18 protein-coding genes are annotated in these 19,482 nt (G+C 44.9%); 2 read left to right on the top strand and 16 right to left on the bottom strand.

The window, feature by feature from the left end; translation table 11 throughout:
- Nucleotides 1–61: 61 nt before the first annotated feature.
- From ACK28X_RS10560 to gshB, 12 genes are all read right to left on the bottom strand, one after another.
- Nucleotides 62–736, bottom strand: a complete 675-nt coding sequence (locus tag ACK28X_RS10560; protein ID WP_412058916.1) for an outer membrane protein — start codon at nucleotides 734–736, stop codon at nucleotides 62–64.
- Nucleotides 737–1,081: 345 nt separating this feature from the next.
- Complete coding sequence (locus tag ACK28X_RS10555) at nucleotides 1,082–1,936, bottom strand: outer membrane protein (protein WP_412058915.1); 855 nt, start codon at nucleotides 1,934–1,936, stop codon at nucleotides 1,082–1,084.
- 437 nt (nucleotides 1,937–2,373) lie between these two features.
- A complete protein-coding gene (locus ACK28X_RS10550; protein ID WP_412058914.1) occupies nucleotides 2,374–2,994 on the bottom strand; it encodes a ribonuclease D in 621 nt (206 codons plus the stop codon).
- Nucleotides 2,995–3,108: 114 nt separating this feature from the next.
- Nucleotides 3,109–3,993, bottom strand: a complete 885-nt coding sequence (gene mutM, locus ACK28X_RS10545; RefSeq protein ID WP_412058913.1) for a bifunctional DNA-formamidopyrimidine glycosylase/DNA-(apurinic or apyrimidinic site) lyase — start codon at nucleotides 3,991–3,993, stop codon at nucleotides 3,109–3,111.
- A 135-nt stretch (nucleotides 3,994–4,128) separates the two neighbouring features.
- Nucleotides 4,129–4,893, bottom strand: coding sequence for a cell wall hydrolase (locus ACK28X_RS10540; RefSeq protein WP_412058912.1), 765 nt, complete (start codon nucleotides 4,891–4,893; stop codon nucleotides 4,129–4,131).
- Between the two features lie 291 nt (nucleotides 4,894–5,184).
- Nucleotides 5,185–5,871: a response regulator gene (locus ACK28X_RS10535; protein WP_412058911.1), complete on the bottom strand. Its 687-nt coding sequence runs from the start codon at nucleotides 5,869–5,871 to the stop codon at nucleotides 5,185–5,187.
- Nucleotides 5,872–5,876: 5 nt separating this feature from the next.
- A complete protein-coding gene (gene phoU, locus ACK28X_RS10530) occupies nucleotides 5,877–6,599 on the bottom strand; it encodes a phosphate signaling complex protein PhoU (protein WP_412058910.1) in 723 nt (240 codons plus the stop codon).
- Nucleotides 6,600–6,618: 19 nt separating this feature from the next.
- The gene (pstB, locus tag ACK28X_RS10525; RefSeq protein WP_412058909.1) at nucleotides 6,619–7,377 is read right to left on the bottom strand and encodes a phosphate ABC transporter ATP-binding protein PstB; all 759 of its coding nucleotides are present in this window, start codon (nucleotides 7,375–7,377) and stop codon (nucleotides 6,619–6,621) included.
- A 98-nt stretch (nucleotides 7,378–7,475) separates the two neighbouring features.
- Nucleotides 7,476–8,768 carry a phosphate ABC transporter permease PstA gene (gene pstA / locus ACK28X_RS10520; protein ID WP_412058908.1) on the bottom strand — a complete coding sequence of 431 codons (1,293 nt, stop codon included), beginning with the start codon at nucleotides 8,766–8,768 and terminating at the stop codon, nucleotides 7,476–7,478.
- A complete protein-coding gene (pstC, locus tag ACK28X_RS10515) occupies nucleotides 8,765–10,252 on the bottom strand; it encodes a phosphate ABC transporter permease subunit PstC (RefSeq protein ID WP_412058907.1) in 1,488 nt (495 codons plus the stop codon). Before pstC ends, pstA begins: the two co-directional genes overlap by 4 nt.
- Before the next feature lie 87 nt (nucleotides 10,253–10,339).
- Complete coding sequence (locus ACK28X_RS10510) at nucleotides 10,340–11,386, bottom strand: PstS family phosphate ABC transporter substrate-binding protein (protein WP_412058906.1); 1,047 nt, start codon at nucleotides 11,384–11,386, stop codon at nucleotides 10,340–10,342.
- Between the two features lie 96 nt (nucleotides 11,387–11,482).
- A complete protein-coding gene (gene gshB, locus ACK28X_RS10505) occupies nucleotides 11,483–12,424 on the bottom strand; it encodes a glutathione synthase (protein ID WP_412058905.1) in 942 nt (313 codons plus the stop codon).
- Nucleotides 12,425–12,489: 65 nt separating this feature from the next.
- On the opposite strand from gshB, the gene ACK28X_RS10500 reads away from it, so the two are divergent.
- Together ACK28X_RS10500 and bioD are read left to right on the top strand one after the other, a co-directional pair.
- Nucleotides 12,490–13,242, top strand: a complete 753-nt coding sequence (locus ACK28X_RS10500) for a HesA/MoeB/ThiF family protein (RefSeq protein ID WP_412058904.1) — start codon at nucleotides 12,490–12,492, stop codon at nucleotides 13,240–13,242.
- Nucleotides 13,243–13,435: 193 nt separating this feature from the next.
- Nucleotides 13,436–14,077, top strand: a complete 642-nt coding sequence (gene bioD, locus ACK28X_RS10495; RefSeq protein WP_412058903.1) for a dethiobiotin synthase — start codon at nucleotides 13,436–13,438, stop codon at nucleotides 14,075–14,077.
- A 93-nt stretch (nucleotides 14,078–14,170) separates the two neighbouring features.
- Here the strand turns inward: bioD and ftsH are convergent, their stop codons facing one another.
- The 4 genes from ftsH to pal all read right to left on the bottom strand — a co-directional run bounded on the left by ftsH (nucleotide 14,171) and on the right by pal (nucleotide 19,309).
- Entirely contained in the window at nucleotides 14,171–16,207 is a 2,037-nt protein-coding gene (gene ftsH / locus ACK28X_RS10490; RefSeq protein ID WP_412058902.1) for an ATP-dependent zinc metalloprotease FtsH, read from the bottom strand.
- An 88-nt stretch (nucleotides 16,208–16,295) separates the two neighbouring features.
- Complete coding sequence (gene tilS / locus ACK28X_RS10485) at nucleotides 16,296–17,639, bottom strand: tRNA lysidine(34) synthetase TilS (RefSeq protein ID WP_412058901.1); 1,344 nt, start codon at nucleotides 17,637–17,639, stop codon at nucleotides 16,296–16,298.
- Nucleotides 17,630–18,487, bottom strand: a complete 858-nt coding sequence (gene ybgF, locus ACK28X_RS10480; protein ID WP_412058900.1) for a tol-pal system protein YbgF — start codon at nucleotides 18,485–18,487, stop codon at nucleotides 17,630–17,632. The genes tilS and ybgF overlap by 10 nt, the downstream gene beginning before the upstream one ends.
- Nucleotides 18,488–18,781: 294 nt before the next feature.
- Nucleotides 18,782–19,309 carry a peptidoglycan-associated lipoprotein Pal gene (pal, locus tag ACK28X_RS10475; RefSeq protein WP_412058899.1) on the bottom strand — a complete coding sequence of 176 codons (528 nt, stop codon included), beginning with the start codon at nucleotides 19,307–19,309 and terminating at the stop codon, nucleotides 18,782–18,784.
- Nucleotides 19,310–19,482 lie beyond the last annotated feature (173 nt).

Here is a 19,482-nt window from a genome sequence, read left to right as displayed (position 1 = left end):
AAGGGTAGTGCTCAGCTAAAAGCTTACCTCTTATAAGGGCATATCATCACCAAATCGCCTCCTAAAATAAATAAAAAAGGCCTAATGCAAAATCATGGCGCCTATAGGAAATTTGATAAGTACTGTAGGGCATTGTTAAATACAGGTCACCAAAATCATTATAGCGATACTCTCCACGCGCAATTATATGGTTAGATAAGGCATAATCTGCTCCCACAGCCACATCATAGCCTATCTTCCATTGATTCACATGTGTATGCGCAGCATTTCCTAGCTCTATCGAAGCTCCGGTATCAGATAAAACATGAAACAAACCGCCCACCTCAATTCTAGCATAAGCCATTCCCGCCGCCACATAAGGCAAAAAACGCCGCATACCATATCCCAAACGCGCCTGAACGCCGGCCTCCCAGCTCTCATGTAAAAAAAGCTGACTTTCCAAAACCCGTCCTACGCCTGTCAAAGACTCTACTAATAAAGGATCGATGTCATCTATAGCTATATCGCTCGACAAATTTTGCAAAGCGTTTTGTGCATCTTCTCGCTTAACAGCGCGCCCTACCAATCGCTTAGTACGCCCCCCGGCTTCCATCCCAAAAATCAAACTCTGCCCAAGGGGAAAGTTATACCCCACATACAATCCCGTACCCTCTCCCCAAAAACAAGGGTGATCTTCATAGTGTAAATAGGCCCAGCCATACTTTTTCGCCCCGCGTCCCAACATAATAAAACGCATTAAGGATGCTCCCCTTTCACCATCTAATACACCGCCAAAGTAAGGCCCGTGCCAAGGGTTAAAAGGCTTCTTCACCAAAAAAGAAGGCGCCGCACGTAAGTGCTTATCAAAAACTATACCCCAAACAGGAGTCATAGGAAAAACAAACAAAAATATTAAGTTAATATATTTCTTCATAAACATAGAACGCCAAAAAAATGAAAGAGATATAAATATACATACACAGAAATGTTTTATCAATATTTGATAAATACAATATAATATACTTTGCTATATTAATAATGCTTTATATATAAAAATCCCCGCGGTTTCCCGCGGGGATTTTTACCAAAATAATTCGTAAAATTAGAATTTATAAGCAACACCTAAGCGAATGTCACTGCCTTTCCAAGAAACTTCATCTTTCAACCCTTTAAAGTCAAAGGTTTTCTTGCCAAAGTCATTGTAACGGTACTCAACACGCAGCAAAGCGTTGTCTACGAGAGCAAAATCAACACCGCCGCCTAGAGTATAGCCAACGAAGTTTTGCGTATTGCTAGCTTTCAATGGTGTACCAACAGGTTTATCGGCTTTTTTAGCCACTAAATTAGGCTCTCCTGTCACGCGAGCAATAGCAACGCCACCAGCAAGGTAAGGCATGACGCGATCAAAAGTTACGCCCAAACGAACGCGGCCAGCTCCAGCAATGTCTTGGCTATATTTGTAATCACCATCAACATTAACTGAAACCTTATCCTTAAGACCAAACGCTTCTTCTACAGTTTTTTCCCCAAAAGCTTCTGCGTATTCTGTTAAACTTTTGCCAGCGGGAGCAGTGAATGTTTCAGCTTTAAAGGCTTGGCTAGCATCTGCTTCAACACCAAAAACAAGCCCGTCACCAAGGCTCAAATTATAACCAGCAAACAAACCGCCTAAGAATTGAACAGGTTTTTTTGTGTCGGCTGGGAATTTATTCTTGCCTTTATCGTCAGGCACATCCTTAGCAAACAAAGGGGTCTGCGTCAAAGCACTAAAGCCTTGCCCGCCTTGTATACCCAAATAGAAACCATCAAAAGAAAAAGCTGCAGATTTCGGAGCCACTACATAAGCGGGGGCAACTGAGTGACTAGGAACCAAGGCCTTAGATGGAACGTCAGCAGCTTGAGCCTGTGAAGCAACAATCGCAAGGGCGGAAACAGTAAGAAGAGTTTTTAATTTCATTATTCGACTCCATTATTTAAGGGATACCTCCTCATAAACACTTAGCCGGCAAATGTCTGTATCAAAAATACCACATTCTATATCTTTTGTGCTATTTCATCGTCATTAAACGCTAGAAAAAATAAATCATTTAAATCAAAAGCTACCTCCAAGCCGCCTCTAACTTATTCTTATCATTCTATCAATGGGCACAACCGCCTGTCAAAAACACCTACCCCATAGCCATCGACACGCCTTCCAGCCAAATCCAAAGCGTCCTCTAATGCAACTAAATGCTCTGCCGTTCCTAATATGGCCGTGCCTTTTCATGAAAAAGACCCGCATATGAACATTTCAATCCTATATCAAAGCTGTCTAAGCACGCTAATATTTAACGTCAAATGCCTAAAGGGGGCTTACCCTTACATCCTCTAGTGTTTATGACTGCAGACTCTTCTTCAACTATGTGCAAAAATATCCGCCTCTTCCCAGCCCAAAAGGTCTAAGCGCGCTCGTATCGGCAAAAAATCAAAACAAGCTTGAGCGATATCTAATCGATCCTCACGCTCAAGCCGCCCCTGTAACACGTCTTTTAGGCGATGCAGATACAGCACATCGGCGGCGGCATATTCTTGTTGCGCTGGGCTTAGCTTCATAGCCCCCCAATCAGATGATTGCTGTTGCTTTGACAATTGCACCTGCAAAAGCTCGCTACAAATTTCTTTCAATCCATGACGATCGCTATAAGTACGTACCAACCTTGAGGCAATCTTTGTACAAAAAATTGGCCCCGCAACCTCACCAAAATGGCACATTAAAATCGCCAAGTCAAAACGACCAAAATGAAAAATCTTAGTGAGTTTTTTATCTTGTAAAAGCCTTTGTAAATGCGGAGCCTCTTTCTGACCTTTAGCAATTTGGATCAAATCCGCAGTCCCATCACCATTAGAAAGTTGCACGACACAAAGCCGATCTCGATGCGGTTTCAAGCCTAAGGTTTCCGTATCAATGGCGACTGCACCATTTTGATAAAGGGCAAGATCCGGAAGATCTCCCTGATGTATACGTATTTTGCTCATACCGCTCCTATTTGGTTGAATGCTAGAATCATTTATATACTGATAATGACATAATAATTAGTCAAAGAGCGGCTAACTACATGCATCACTTCTGATAATCTCATCAATCCTAAATTAATTTTGACACGAAGGGCAGTAAAATGTGCTGCGGCCCGCTTGGCGCATCACTTCAACCATACCCCCGCAACGCAAACACGCCTCGCCCGCCCGTCCATAGATAGAAAATTGATTCTGGAAATAACCCAGACGGCCATCTACCTGCCGATGATCACGTAAAGAAGAACCGCCCGCTATAATTGCCTCATCAATCACCGAGTAAATATGCGCCACTAGCTTTTCCACCGCCCAGCCCTTTAAGCTAGAAGCAGGGCGCTTAGGGCAAAGCGCCGCGCGCCACAAAGCTTCACAAACATAAATATTACCAAGCCCAGCCACCACCGATTGATCCAAAAGCACCGTCTTTAAAGGTGTCATTTTACTAGCAAAGACCCGTGTTAAATAGGTTCCTGTTAAACTATTTTTTCCACTAAAGGTCAAACCGCCAAAAGGTTCAGGACCAAGCTTTTTCAATAGAGGGTGGATAGGCAACTGAACAGTCTTTGCCAATAAAAGAAATCCAAACCGTCGCGGATCATTATATACCAACCGAATCCTTTGTTGGGTCTTTGTGAGTAGCGCAATCATCACATGATCGTGCTTGGGCGATTTTGATTGCTCCATAGATACATCCTTGGAGGCGCCTTCTGACATCACAAGCCGCCACGATCCCGACATACCTAAATGACTAATCATACTGTACCCATTATTCAAATGAAACAGTAAATATTTAGAACGACGCTCCAACCCCAAAATCATCTGTCCTACCAATACCTTTGGAAAATCCTTTGGAAAGGAGAAGCGTAAATTAGGTCGTGTAAGCGTTACCTGTATAATATGCGCCTCATGCACATAAGGCACAAGCCCACGCAAAACTGTCTCAACTTCGGGGAGTTCTGGCATAGCCCTCGCCTCAACTGCGCTAAAAACCTTTAGATATCTCTATAATCTTGCGCCATGTTAATTGTTACAATGGCCTAAAACACTTCCATAATGAACCGTGTCTTATAATTTAGCGGCAAACACATCAGGGTATATTTAATAGTTGATCCAACCCGTTTGTTGGATCAAATGGCCAATTTTATCAAGAGATAAAGACGCTGTTTCTACCCTCCCGCGCGCCACATTTGAAGATGGCCGCGCCGCTTCTTGTACGAGTAGGCGATTATCCACCAAACGCGGCTTGCTCGTTGGTTTTGGCACATTAGCGATAGACATAGATCTGCGCTCTGCACTGGAGTCATTAGCAATAATTGCATCTTGGAATTGCGCTGCCTCTTTTCCTTCTTGTGCGAAGGCCAGAGCCACATCATAAGATTGATCATTTACGGGAACTGTTAAAGCCCCTGCTGCGTTACGCTTTTCATAAAAAGCATTCCCTCCCGCTATATTCACATAATGCATGTTTTTATAAGGGAAGGAATAACCAGCCGTATGGAAAAACATCGCGTTACGGCTTTTACGATCGCGCGCGCCCGATAAAACCTTATCAGCCATAGCTTCAGCCAAGGCTTTAGATTTTGGTTCCTGCATCGGACGCGTTAAAACTCCTGGGGCAAATTGACGTTTTTGCCCTACAACCGCACAGATAGTTGAAGGAAAAGCCGTAGAGTGAACCCGATTCATCACAACCGTTCCTACCGCAATCATGCCCTCTGGGCTTGAACGGTTAGATTCAAAATACATTGCACGTGCTAAGCATTGCCGCTCTGTCAAAGGATAATGCTTAATCGCCGGCACCTCTCCCGCCCCAAGTGAACCCGAATTCGATTTAAGGGAGCAACCACCCATTGTGAGCAACATCACAAGAAACGCAAAAGCCACTCCATTACGATTTCTTTGCTGTTTAAACACTGCTTCTGGGCCTTATCTCTACATTTAAATACTATACGTTTGAAACAATGTGCAAACGCGTTCTTTCCAATTCGCACTTCAACATACATTATACATTTGTGCGGATCAATATGATAAAATATGCAAAACAATTACCCATTAAATTGCCATATTTAAATCATGTGGATTGCCCCCAACTCCTAAAAAGCATAGCATATGTAAAAAAATCGTAAACATTTCACCCACGCGCGCAAAAAATGCCTATCTCCCAAAGGCATACCCTACCCCGCGCACCGTACGAATAAGGTCACGTTTATCATCATTAATTGCCAAACGCAGACGACGGATATGTACATCCACCGTTCGATCATCAATAAAGTTATCGTGCCCCCAAACATTATCCAATAATTGCGTGCGTGAGAATACGCGGCTAGGCGCCCGCATAAAAAACTCCAATAATTTAAACTCAATAGGCCCCAACTGCAATTCAGCAGCCCCTCGATAGGCTTTATATTTCTCAAGATCTAAAACCAGATCACCCTCTTCCAAACGTCGAGCAAATATATTGCTTTTTACACGCCGCAACAATGCCCGTATCCGAGCAAAAAGCTCCAGCATAGAAAAAGGTTTAACCAAAAAATCATCTGCCCCAACATTCAGAGCACGAACTTTTTCATCCTCTTCACAGCGCGCTGTCAGCATAATAATCGGCAATTTTCCAGTGATCTCTCTTGCTCGCAAACGCCGACATAATTCAATACCAGAGACCTTGGGTAACATCCAATCAAGAAGCAAAAGATCTGGAACATCCGTGCGCAATGTTTCATCAGCTTCTTCGCCATCGGTGATAACACGAACACAATATCCTTCTGCTTCCAAATTATAACGCAAAAGGGTAACTAACGCATCTTCATCTTCAACCACAGTAATTATTGGCTTACGCACCATAACCCCTACCGTTCCTTCGCCGCGTCCACTCCCACACGATAACTATGATCATCGCGCGGCCGCTCACCCGACAAGTAAGACCCTGTAATGATATAATGCAAAGTTTCAGAAATATTCGTTGCATGATCCCCAATACGCTCAATATTTTTTGCGCAAAAAAGTAAGTGTGTGCAAGCGGTTATATTCGATATATTTTCCATCATATAAGACAAAAGTTCACGGAATAGCAATGTATACATAGTATCAATTTCACCATCACGCTCACGAACAGCGTCAATGCGTTCAAGCGAGCGACTTGCATAAGCATCCAACACTTCACGCAATTGCCCCAAAGCCAAATGCGCAATCGATTCCAGCCCGCGATAAAATGTAGCCGGCTGCCTAACTTGTGAGATAATCGCTACACGTTTGGCAATATTTTTCCCCATATCCCCCACCCGTTCTAAATCAGCGGATATACGAATAGCGCCAATTACTTCACGCAAATCCACCGCCATTGGCTGGCGCTTGGCGATAACAATAATCGCCTTATCCATTATAGCTCGCTCACTCTCATCAAGAAATGCATCATCTAAAATTACCTGATTAGCCAAAGCCAAGTCATTATGAACAATGGCCGCGATCGCATTTTCAATCATACGCTCAGCATGACCACCCATTTCAGCGACCTTCGCCTCTAAAGATTGAAGCTCTTCATCATAAGAACGCACAATATGATTTGTTAACATAACCTAATCCTCCTCGCGCTCAACCAAAACGCCCTGTAATATAGTCCTGTGTCCGCTGCTCTTTAGGTGAAGTAAACATCGTACCCGTCTCCCCAACTTCTACTAAGTCGCCTAAATGAAACATCGCCGTATATTGCGACACCCGCGCCGCTTGTTGCATCGAATGGGTCACGATTACGATCGTATAATTGCTACGCAATTCATCAATCAGTTCTTCAACCTTAGCTGTAGCAATAGGATCAAGCGCTGAACAAGGCTCATCCATCAAAATCACTTCGGGGCTCACAGCAATAGCACGGGCAATGCATAAGCGCTGCTGTTGCCCGCCTGAAAGGCCTGTCCCCGCTTCGTGCAAACGATCCTTCACCTCTTCAAACAGTCCCGCGCGCGTAAGGCTTTGCTCTACCAAATCCTGCAATTCAACCTTTGTTTTCGCCAAACCATGAATACGCGGGCCATAGGCCACGTTGTCAAAAATAGACTTAGGAAATGGATTGGGCTTTTGAAACACCATGCCTACTCGAGCGCGCAATTCTACCACATCAAGCGAAGGATCATAAATATCCTCGTCATCAAGGGTAATGTCGCCACTCACCCTCGCACCATCAATTGTATCATTCATACGGTTCAAACAGCGCAAAAAAGTCGACTTTCCGCACCCAGAAGGCCCGATCAAGGCCGTGACTTGATGCTCAGGAATATCAAGATCTACACCATGAAGTGCCTCTTTCTGACCATAGAGCACTTTTACATTACGCCCGCGCATTTTGATTCTCATCTCATACCTATCCTTTTCAAAGCCCCTTGCGCGACACATCTTATTTTGACACTCTAGGGCATGCCCGCCGCTTATATACTAGGTGCAAATAATTTTTCTCACCAACGCCGCTCAAACCGCCGCCGCAAAATAACAGCAATGATATTCATGAACGCCAAAAAAGCTAATAGAACCATAATCGCCGCTGAAGTCCGTTCCACAAAAGCACGCTCAGCCTCGCCAGCCCACATATAAATCTGAACCGGCAAAGCCGTAGCGGGATCAAACGGGGTTGTGGGAATATTAGCAACAAAAGCCACCATTCCAATGAGTAAAAGTGGTGCTGTTTCCCCCAAAGCTTGCGCAAGACCAATAATCGTCCCCGTCAAAATACCCGGAGCAGCAAGCGGCAAAACATGCTGAAACACCATCTGACTTTTCGACGCTCCAAGCCCTAAAGCTGCAGCGCGAATAGAAGGCGGCACCGCCCGCAGGGCTGAACGCGTAGCGATAATAATGGTTGGCAAAGTCATAAGTGTTAAAACCAGCCCGCCCACCAAAGCCGAAGAACGAGGCAAGCCAATAACATTAATGAATACAGAAAGACCCAATAACCCAAAAACAATTGAAGGAACGGCTGCCAAATTATTAATATTTACCTCAATTAAATCGGTAAATTTATTTTTCCATGCGTATTCTTCTAGATAAAGAGCCGTTGCTACACCAATAGGAAGCGCCAAGATAAGCACAATTAGCATCATATAAAGAGAGCCAATAATCGCCACACCAAGGCCGGATGTCTCGGGCCGGCTTGAAGCTCCAAAAGTAAAAAGACCCCAATTAAATGCCTTATAAAGCTCCCCTTTCGCTGCCAATTGCTGCATCCAGCCTATCGCCAAATTAGAAACTTTACGGCTAGTTTCAGGAACACTTAAATCAATTTGCCCCTTATAAGCAGAATCGATGTCCGCACTTGCCAAAAAGGACAATGTCACAGTCGTATTAATAAGGTCAGGGCGCTCCATCACAAAAGCGCGCATATTAGCCCTAACTGATTGCGAAAAAAAACGATTGAGATCACGCAAAGCACGTCTATCATTAAACGAAATACCCAATTCCTTAGCCAAAGCATTGCGTACCACCAGCGGGTAATTGGCACTTTGCAATATCTGAGGATCTTGGACGCGTTGATCTTTTGGGTCGATAATATGAGAATCCAAATAAACAGGAATCTGTATCGTTGTTTGCCAAAAAGCAGAATAGCCGTTTGAAAAAACCGACCATAACAAAGCGAAAAGAAAAAATAGCCCCACTGAAATAGCCACAACCCCATAAAAACGGAAGCGACGCTCTCTCCGGTATCGATGCACCAAACCAATGTCGCGGCGTGATGGTGTAACAGGCGCGTTCATTCATATTGCTCCTGGTATTTACGCACAATATAAAGTGCAAAAATATTCATAAATAGCGTCAAAACAAAAAGACTCATACCTAAAGCAAAGGCTACCAAAGTCTGGGGCGAATTAAACTCTAAATCTCCCGTCAATTGGTTAACAATCTTTACCGTCATAGTCGTCATTGCTTCAAAAGGGCTCAAAGTCAAATTAGCAGCTACACCCGCAGCCAAAACCACAATCATTGTTTCGCCAATAGCACGGGAGGCTGTTAATAAAAGCGCACCCACAATCCCCGGTAGAGCAGCGGGCAAAATTACTCTTTTCATAGTTTCCGAACGTGTCGCCCCTAACCCATAGGATCCATCGCGTAAAGAGCGCGGCACTGCTGTAATAATATCATCGGATAAAGAAGATACAAAAGGGATCAACATAACCCCCATAACAAGCCCCGCCGTTAACACGCTTTGCGCCATAACAAAACCGTGTCCACCCGCAATAGCCGCAGAAAGATCACGTAAAAAAGGCCCCACTATTGTCAAAGCAAAATAACCATAAACAATCGTTGGAATGCCAGCCAAAACCTCAAGAAGCGGCTTAATCACCGCACGCACACGCGGCAAAGCGTACTCAGCCATATAAATTGCCGAAAACAAACCCACCGGCACTGCAAATATCATCGCTACCAAAGCGATATAAAGCGTTCCAGCTAAAAGTGGCAATAAACCAAATTGCCCCCCCATTTCTGCAGCGCCCGCCCCCGCAAAACGCGGATCCCAAACAGTACCAAAAAAGAAATTACTAAGTGAAACCGATTGGAAAAAACTCACCGTTTGAAATAACATAGATAATATAATACCAATAGTGGTGAGAATGGCCACGGTCGAAGCACAAATAAGCCCCCAAAGCAAAAGCTGCTCCACTTTATTGCGTGCTCTCTGACGTGCGCTAATTTGGGAGAAAGCAACCGAAAACCCTATGGCGGCAATTGACAGCCCGCCGATACGGCCAATAAACGAAAGTATCTTAGCGCTCTCTGCCCATGCCTTAGCGATAGTTACCATAAAATCCTGCCCATTAAGCGGCAGAATTTTCCCCTGCTTACTTAATTGAGCACGGATGGCGGCATAAGATGGATTCGAAGCCACGCTAATTTCCACCCCTTGGTCATCCTTTTGATCAGCGGGGTAGAGATCAATTACCTTACTTAAGGTGCGGATAGTTGCCATACCCAACCTCGGATTTAAGCGGTCGGTAGCGACACTAGTCTCCATTTGTTTTTGAGAGCGATGCTCTAAATACAAATCGCTTACGCTATCCCATAAAGTCATAAAAATTAAAGCGGGCAGCAAAGTCATAAGCGCCGTCCACCAACCATAGTAATGGGGGCGCGAATGCATTTTTTTACCCTGGTCTTCCATATGACGCGCGCGCCTATAGGCCGCCGCAAAGCCCAAAAAAGCTAAAATTAAGATGATCAAAATCGTAACCAAGCTAGACACCGCCTCTATTTTCAATCCCAAAATACACCTATTTAGAAACGCGCCAAAACCTCCATTCCACACACAGCATGCTATGGCTTTGGAGTTTTATTGGGCTACCATAATTAAACCGTCAGCAAAAGCGTTACGTTGGGCTTCGCGTTCTGATTCTGAGAGAGGAACTAAGCCATACTCAACCAAAGGTCCATCTGGACCAATCATTTGGTCAGAAAGGAAAAAATCTACATATTCTTTCAGACCAGGAACAACCCCCAAATGTGCTTTTTTTACATAAAAAAACAGAGGCCGTGAAACCGGATATTTACCACTTACAATCGTTTCAACACTTGGAGCAATACCGCTTACCCTAGCTACTTTTAACTTATCTGCGTTGTTTTCATAAAAGGCGAGACCAAATACCCCGATACCAGTTTTATTAGAAATAATCCGCGCTAAAGTTTCAGAATAATCACCATCAATATCAATAACCTTTCCATCCTTGCGCACCGCAATGCAAGTAGCGATAATAGACTTATCATCCATGCCCATCTTTTTCATAGCCGCCGCTGCACCGCTATCTTGACAACCAATAGCTAATAATTTTTCTTCAAATACTTCGCGAGTTCCATGCTTTTCACCTGGAATATAAGCAGCGATATTCCAAGCAGGCAATTGAGGGTCAACGTCATTCCATTTTTTAACGTTGTTAGAGACTAATTCCCCGTTCACAACTACTTTTGCTGCCAACGCCTTATAAACATCAGCAGGCGTTAAATGCCAGTCAGGGCCTTTGATATCCGTCGCAAAAACAATTCCATCATAGCCAATACGTACTTCTTCCACATCTTTTACTCCATTGGCAATGCAAGATTGAAGTTCAGATGTTTTCATTGGACGCGAAGAATTAACAATATCAATCGTATCCTCGCCCACTCCCCGGCAAAATTCTTTGATCCCCGCGCCGGAGCCCCCCGACTCAACAATTGGCACTTTAAACTGGGGATAGGTTTCTCCAAAATTCTCTGCTACAATTTTTGCATAAGGCAAAACTGTTGAAGATCCAGTTATGCTAATCTGATCTCGTGCATAAGCACCTCCAACCAGCGTCGCTCCAGACATTAACGCAAGAACCGCGCCTAAGAATACTTTTTTCATCCATCACACTCCTCATAACATTATGGATCATTGCCAAAACAAGCACTATAAACGCTTCATATAGCCCTCTTATGACACTAAGATGACACCATAGAATTAGAAGGCGCTAAGTTTGGTTTCCACTGCATCCCAAAAATGTATAGCAATATTAGCTCCGCCAAAACGTTGAATTTCACGAATACCAGTAGGCGATGTAACATTGATCTCTGTAAGGAAACCACCAATCACATCAATCCCCGTTAATAAAAAACCATGCGCTTGCAAAGCAGGGCCTAAGCGCGCGCAAATTTCATGGTCGCGGGCGCCAAGCTCGCTTTTTTCGGCACGCCCACCTACATGCATGTTAGAACGTGCGTCATTTTCAGCTGGCACACGATTAATCGCACCCATGGGCTTACCATCAAGCAAAATAATCCGCTTATCGCCCGCTCGCACCTCTGGTAGGTAGCGCTGCACAATAAAAGGCTCTCGATAATGGGCGGCAAATAGCTCTAATAATGCGCTTAAATTTCTGTCTTGAGGCGTAATATGAAAAACACCTGCCCCACCATTTCCGTAAAGAGGTTTAATGATAATATCGCCTAATTCAGCGCGAAAGGCCTCAATTTCAGCCCGATCTTGACTGATTAATGTCTCAGGCATCAAATCAGCAAATTGTGTAACAAAGATTTTTTCGGGGCAATTGCGAACGGAAACTGGGTTATTCACCACCAAAGTATCCGGATGGATACGCTCTAGCAAGTGGGTGGTAGTAATATAATGCATATCAAAAGGCGGGTCTTGCCGTAATAAGACCACATCCATCTCGCTAAGAGCATACCGTTGAGGAGACCCCAAGCGATAATGGTCTCCCTCCACATCATAAACCGTGAGAGGTTCAAGGGAAGCAAAAACTTCATTGCCTCTTTGCGACAAAGTATCGGGCGTATAATGAAAAAGATGGTAGCCACGCCGCGCAGCTTCTAACGCCAAAGCAAAGGTTGTATCTCCTCTAATCTGAAGGCCAGAAATATGATCCATTTGCAATGCTATTTTCATTTAAGAGCCCCTATATAAAAAAATGATCTTGCGCTATGGAATAGAATGATGACAATAAACCAAAGATGATGCAAGGAATTCTAAAGACAATGGGAGAAAATTTCACGCCAGCCGAAATTGAGCGCTATGCCCGCCACCTTGTTTTGCCAGAAATTGGTGGGGCGGGCCAGCAAAAGCTGAAAACAGCGCGAGTCTTAGTCATAGGAGCGGGCGGCCTTGGTAGCCCCGTTTTAGCTTATCTCGCAGCCGCAGGCGTAGGGCATCTTGGCCTTATCGACCACGATGACGTCAGTCTATCCAACCTCCAACGACAAATCCTTTATTGTGATCAAGATCAAGGCCACCCCAAAACCGCCGCTGCTGAGCGCTTTATCACTGCACGCAACCCCTACGTCAAGCTCACGACCCATTGCCAAAAACTTACCGCAGATATAATAGAGTCACTGCTTGCGCCTTATGATATTATCGTTGATGCAAGCGATAACTTTGCAACACGCTATTTATTAGCCGACTATGCAGCTATTCTTCAAAAACCCTTAGTCAGTGGTGCCATTCAACGCTTTGATGGCATGGTAACAGTACTCATGCCCTATCAAAGCAATAATCCTCATTATCGTGACCTTTTTCCTGTGCCACCGCCCGATGACCAACAAGAAAATTGTACTCAAATTGGCGTAGTAGGGGCGCTCGCAGGCATTATTGGCTCTCTACAAGCTCTTGAAGTTATTAAATTAATCACAAAAAGTGGAACACCACTTATCGGGCGCCTTCTCCTATATCATGGACTTTCAAGCACCTTTCAAACCATTCATTACTAACGCTATGCTACACAATCATGCACAGAACCCGCCTTTTAATAAACATCCTACCATGAAAAAATTAGTGCCAATCTTGCAATGCCCAAACCATAACCACTATACTTTCTAGACTAAGCATTCCAAGCATGCTACTCTAAAACTTAGACTAAAATGTTAAAGGGTTGTCTCTCATAAAAGCTTTTCAAAAGATTTCATGCATCCACGTTTTGTAATTACTGGCACCGACACAAATATCGGCAAAACCGTCTTTGCCGCGGGTCTTGTGCAGCTTTTAAATGCATCCTATTGGAAGCCCGTCCAAGCTGGACTTGAAGAAGAAACTGATAGTCAAACAGTGCGCCGCTTAAGCCAAGCGCCCTCCAATAAAATCTTGCCCGAAGCCTATCGCCTCAAAAAAGCCGCCTCCCCCCATGCAGCAGCAGCTGCAGAAGGAAAACATATCGAACTCACACAACTTACCCCGCCCGCTGTTCAAGGGCCATTGATTATAGAAGGGGCAGGTGGCTTAATGGTACCGCTTAACCAACAAGCAACCTTTATTGACGTCTTTGCGCGCTGGAATTTTCCACTTATCTTATGTAGCAAAACTGGCTTGGGGACTATCAACCACACCCTGTTATCAATCGAAGCGATTAATCGCCGAGGCCTTTCTCTTAAAGGTATCATTTTTATTGGCAACCCAGAGCCTGAAAGCCAAAATATTATTGCGCATCTCACAGATGCGCCCATCCTTGGCCGTCTCCCTATCCTTAAACCACTCACCCCCCAAAATCTGCAACAAACCTTTCAAAAAAACTTTTCATCTACGCAATCCCCTACCCGGTTCTTATGTTAAACAAGAGGTTAATGACAGACCTATTCTTAACAAAGCCCTTCATCGACAAAAAAGAGTGAACGCTACCAAGAAGCACCTATATCCCCAAAGCTATCACTCACTTTCAGAATCACGAGAGACAGAGTCTTTTGACTGACGTTTAGATCGGCTTGCCGTAGCTTGATGGCTTTCCTCTTCCTTCTCGGCTTTGCTAACCACATCCTCGCTTGCTTCTACCTCTGTCCCGCCCATCATTGATTGCGGCAAAGCTTCTGCGGCGGAAATTTGTCCTGTCTTTGGTACTACGGGATGCCGCACTGGAGCGTGATCATTACCCATATTGCGTGAAGGAGGCTTGCCTGCAATCACTTCACGAATCTCTGTAGCATTCAGGGTTTCGTATTCCAATAAACCTTCCGCAAGGGCAACCCATTCTTTTTTATGGTCCATCAAGGTGTTAATAGCGGTTTGATAAGCATCATCAATCAAACGCCGCACTTCAGAATCAATCAATTGCGCGGTTTCTTCAGAAATATTTTGCGTGCGAGCCACAGAATGACCTAAAAACACTTCATCCTGGTTATCGCCATAAGCTACTTGGCCTAATCTATCTGAAAAGCCCCAGCGCATCACCATAGCACGCGCCAACTTTGTCGCCTGTTCAATATCCGAAGCTGCTCCCGAGGTTATATTATCCTTACCAAATTTTAACTCTTCCGCAACACGCCCGCCCATCGCGATAGCTAAGCGCGAGATCATAAAACGATAGCTAGCCGAATACCGATCTCCCTCTGGTAATTGCAAAATCATTCCTAAAGCGCGCCCGCGCGGTACAATAGTCGCCTTATGGATAGGATCAGCCATTGGCATGTTTAAAGCGAGGATAGCATGACCCGCTTCATGGTAAGCCGTAAGCTCTTTCTCAGCTTGAGTCATAGCATTTGAGCGCCGTTCGCTACCCATCATTACCTTATCTTTAGCGTCTTCAAACTCCTGCATGGTTACCAAGCGCTTATTGCGCCGTGCCGCCATCAAAGCTGCTTCGTTAACCAAGTTCATCAGTTCTGCACCTGAAAAACCAGGTGTACCACGAGCAATCACCTTCAGATCCACATTAGGTGCCAAAGGTACATTACGGATGTGTACATTCAAAATCTGCTCACGCCCCGCCACGTCAGGATTGGGTACTACCACCTGTCTATCGAAACGACCTGGCCGCAAAAGAGCGGGGTCCAATACATCAGGCCGGTTAGTGGCAGCGATCAAAATAATGCTTTCATTAGGCTCAAAGCCATCCATTTCTACCAAAAGTTGATTAAGAGTTTGTTCACGCTCATCATTGCCGCCACCAAGCCCCGCACCACGATGACGACCGACTGCGTCAATTTCATCAATAAAAATAATACAAGGCGCGTTCTTTTTCGCCTGCTCAAACATATCACGTACGCGGCTTGCCCCAACCCCAACAAACATTTCTACAAAATCTGAACCCGAAATGGTAAAGAAAGGCACATTGGCCTCGCCGGCGACTGAACGCGCCAGCAAAGTTTTCCCCGTCCCAGGCGGACCTACCAATAATACACCGCGCGGGATGCGCCCGCCAAGCCTCTGGAATTTTTGTGGCTCGCGTAGAAATTCAACAATCTCTTCAAGGTCCTGCTTAGCTTCATCTACACCCGCTACGTCTTGAAACGTTACACGCCCCTGAGCCTCGCTCAATAACTTAGCTTTCGACTTGCCAAAACCCATAGCCCCGCGTGACCCGCCTTGCATTTGACGCATAAAAAAGACCCACATGCCTACCAAGACCAAAATAGGCAAAAGCGAAAATAAGAGATTCATCAAAGTGCTATTACCAGTACTTTCGGGCTGGGCTTGAACATTTACATTCTTTTGTTCCAAACGGCTGATCAAATTAGGATCGCGCGGCGCATAAGCGGTAATCGTCCGATTATCAACGGTACGCCCCGTCAGTTGCTGACCTTGAATAATTACAGTTTTGACGTCATGGCTATCAACACGGTTCAAAAATTCAGAATAGGAAACCTCACTCCCTCCTTGCTGATTCTTACCATTAAAAAAGGAAAATACAGCAATCAACAATAAAGCGATGATCCCCCAAATAACATAGGAGCGATAATTTGAATTCATATTCTGTCATCCAATCAACTAGGCTGAGGCAATAATACTTGTAACATATGTGTTCAAGCTGCCCTTGCCAAGGCATAGGGGCGTTTTTTCATGACGTTTCCCAAGGCTTTTTTCCAATTGTCTCCCATTCCCAGCCAAAAAGCCTAACCAATTGCTCAACAATTGGAGAATCATCTTTTGAAAACAGCCAGTGAAAGGGCGAAAAAATCGGCCGAAAAACTATCTTAGAATGTACCTTTTCATCCCCCTTGTGCAAAGGAAAATCCACTCCCTTATGGCTAAGAATCGCTAATTCTCCACGCATAAGTGCCAGTGAAAGACCGCGCTCTTTTAAAAGCGGGCTGACAAAGTCAGACCTAAGGCAGTGGATAGGCGCAAGATACACCGGAAATGCTTCGTGGTTTTCCACCTCATAACGCCCATCCCATAAAACCAGTGCGCCAGCCTCGAGCCAAAGGCTAGGCTGATGCCGATTCTCACGCCAAAACCGCACAGATGTAGGGGTATAATCAATCACCGCTCCAAAAAAGCTAAAGCGAACCCTCTCCGCCTGCAACCGCTGATCCAAAGCTATAAGCTGTCTAGGACGTGGCGCATAACCCTTACCACCGATGATAGAAGCCAAAAGCCCCAGAGCAAACAAAAAATCAATGCGATCAAGCTCAGTAGGTCTCTCCATATATAATTGATACTGGCCGCCTTGCCGAACAAAAGTTTGTTGCGCAAGCCAATGCGCAATACGCTGTGCCTGAACACGCCGCTCCTCGCTCGCCAACGCAACGGCTTCCATAGCTTCCCCCTCTTGGGCATCTGTCAAGGTTTGACGCATGCGCACGCGCTCATAGCGTAAATTTTGATTGCTGGGATCCTCCACCCACCCCTGTGCATAATGTTGTAAATAAGCACGTAAAGTCGTGCGCTTTAAACCCAAAAGCGGACGAATAAGGCGCCAGCGCCCCATCAAGATTGATTCGCGTGGTATTGCTGCCAATCCACGACCAGCTCCCCGCTTCGCGCGCATAAAATAAGTCTCCACTTGATCATTTAATGTATGACCAGTCATAATAACACGTGCATCAAAGTGCGCAGCTGCCTCTGCCAAGAGATAATACCGCATCAAGCGCGCTTTGGCAGAAAGCCCAGCAGAGGGCTTTTCCCCCCGCCATTCTAATCGATGGTGATGAATCTTATATTGTGCGCAAACCGCTTCTACAAATGCCACCTCACATCCCGATTCAGGACGCAAACGGTGATCAACTGTCACCGCTATCAAACGCGGTAGAGAAGCATAATATTTGGCCGCCTCATTCAAATAAGCACGCAATAAAAATAATAATGCTAAAGAATCGCTACCACCCGAAACAGCAGCAATTACCGTTTTCGTATGAAAAAAATCCGTAGGTAGAAAATATTGACTTGTCTTTATAGGCACGCGTTCTGCCCCTGCTGCACTTGCACGCGATTACGCAAGGCTGCCTCCATATGTGGATAACGTTCAAACGCCGCTTTAAAAATCTCACAGGCCATACCTTTATCGTTCAGTTGACTTAGAGCGATTCCTAATTTCAATAAATTTTCTGCTCCAAGCCCCCCCCCCTTATATTCAGCATCCGTAGCAATATATACATCTGCTGCTTCACGATAACGCTTTTGCGCAAAAAGCGCTTCACCCAACCAAAAATGCGCGTCCGCATGTAAAGGATCTTGGGGATAACGCTTTAAAAAAGCCAAAAACACTGCTTCTGCGGCTCGATAATCACCAACTAAAATGTGCTTATATCCAATATAATATAATTCTTTAGAGGTTCTTGTGGGCTTCACTTCATCTAAACCATTGCCTCCTTGAGGCACCTCTAATTTCTTTGCATCTTGTAGCTGCTGAACATCTCGCAGTGACTCTATCGGTATTTCCAAAGAGGATCCTTCAAGCGGCTGTACAGCACCCCCCGCAGCCTCCGTCTCTGAAATGCTTTGAAGATTATATGCTTTTTCTCCAGCAGCTATGGTTAATAGCTGAGACACTCCCGCCGCACAGGCCCCACTGGCAGCTATCAAAAGCCTACCATCCCGCTGATTATCACATGGGGATGCATACTTGCTTTGAGAAAAAGACTCGTCAATTTCTAATGGCGCCCCCAACAAAATCGGCGCAGTACTATGATCCAAAAACAGCGTTTGAGAAGTGACAAGTTTTCCCGCCTCACCTTCGCTCCCCTCCAATATAGGGGCAGCTCGCAATAACGGTAATCCCAAGTTTTTCTCAAATAAGCGCATACTCATCAAGCTAAGCCCAGCGCCCTGTAAGCTTCCTATAAAGCCGAAAAAAATGAAATAACAAACCCCTGCCCCCAATAACAAAGCAGAAGATCTAGTTTGATTCGCCTTTTTTTTCCAAGATCTATTCAGAAACACCGCTTTTGCGTAACCCCTTCTAGGCCTCACTCTATCCTAATCTATAGAAATGGCGGGCGCAGAATTCTTTAACCGATACCATTATTATTATAAAAAAATGGCAAAATTATACGCCCTTACGCGTTCACTTAAAATCCTTCAAAAAGGCATGTAGAGCCTATTTTAACGGGTTGAATCAATCGCTGTTACTGCGCGACGATTTTGATTCCAACAAGAAATATCATCGCAAAGTGCGACAGGTCGTTCCTTCCCATAAGAGATCACCCGAATCCTCTCAGCTGGAACTCCCAATGAAGTCAAATAATCACGCACCGCTACGGCTCGGCGTTGTCCAAGAGCCAAGTTGTATTCTCTCGTACCGCGTTCATCAGCGTGTCCTTCAATCACTACATTATACTGCGGATAACGTAACAGCCAACGGGCTTGTAGTGCTAAAGTTTGTTGAGCATCTGGACGAATAGACGAGGAATCAAGGCTAAAAAAAACTCGATCCCCCACATTCACAGTAAAATCTTGCGCGCTACCAGGCTGGGCATTTTGAAAACCTGCACTAGCGCCGTTCAAGCCACTTTCTCCCTTCAGCCCTTTGACATCGTTAAGCCCCCCCTGTTTGGCGCACCCAGCCAATGCTAATGCACAAAAACACATCCATATTAACGGCTTGCGGATTGTTTTATTTATTATTCTCATGCCGAATACTCCTATCAAAGGGTTGCAAATTTATCATCGAACCTAATGGCAAAAAAACATAGGCACCATAAAAGCTTCAAAGATTACCACAGCGCCTATTTATGGCCATCTATCGCAATATCACCGTTAAATCTCTCCGCCTTCATTTAACAAACTTTGTTTAAAATCTCCTC

It is taken from the genome of Bartonella sp. DGB2, assembly GCF_046843095.1.
Classification (GTDB): domain Bacteria; phylum Pseudomonadota; class Alphaproteobacteria; order Rhizobiales; family Rhizobiaceae; genus Bartonella.
The sequence above is the reverse complement of the archived record's forward strand: the minus strand, read 5'-3'. Positions and strand labels throughout refer to the sequence as shown.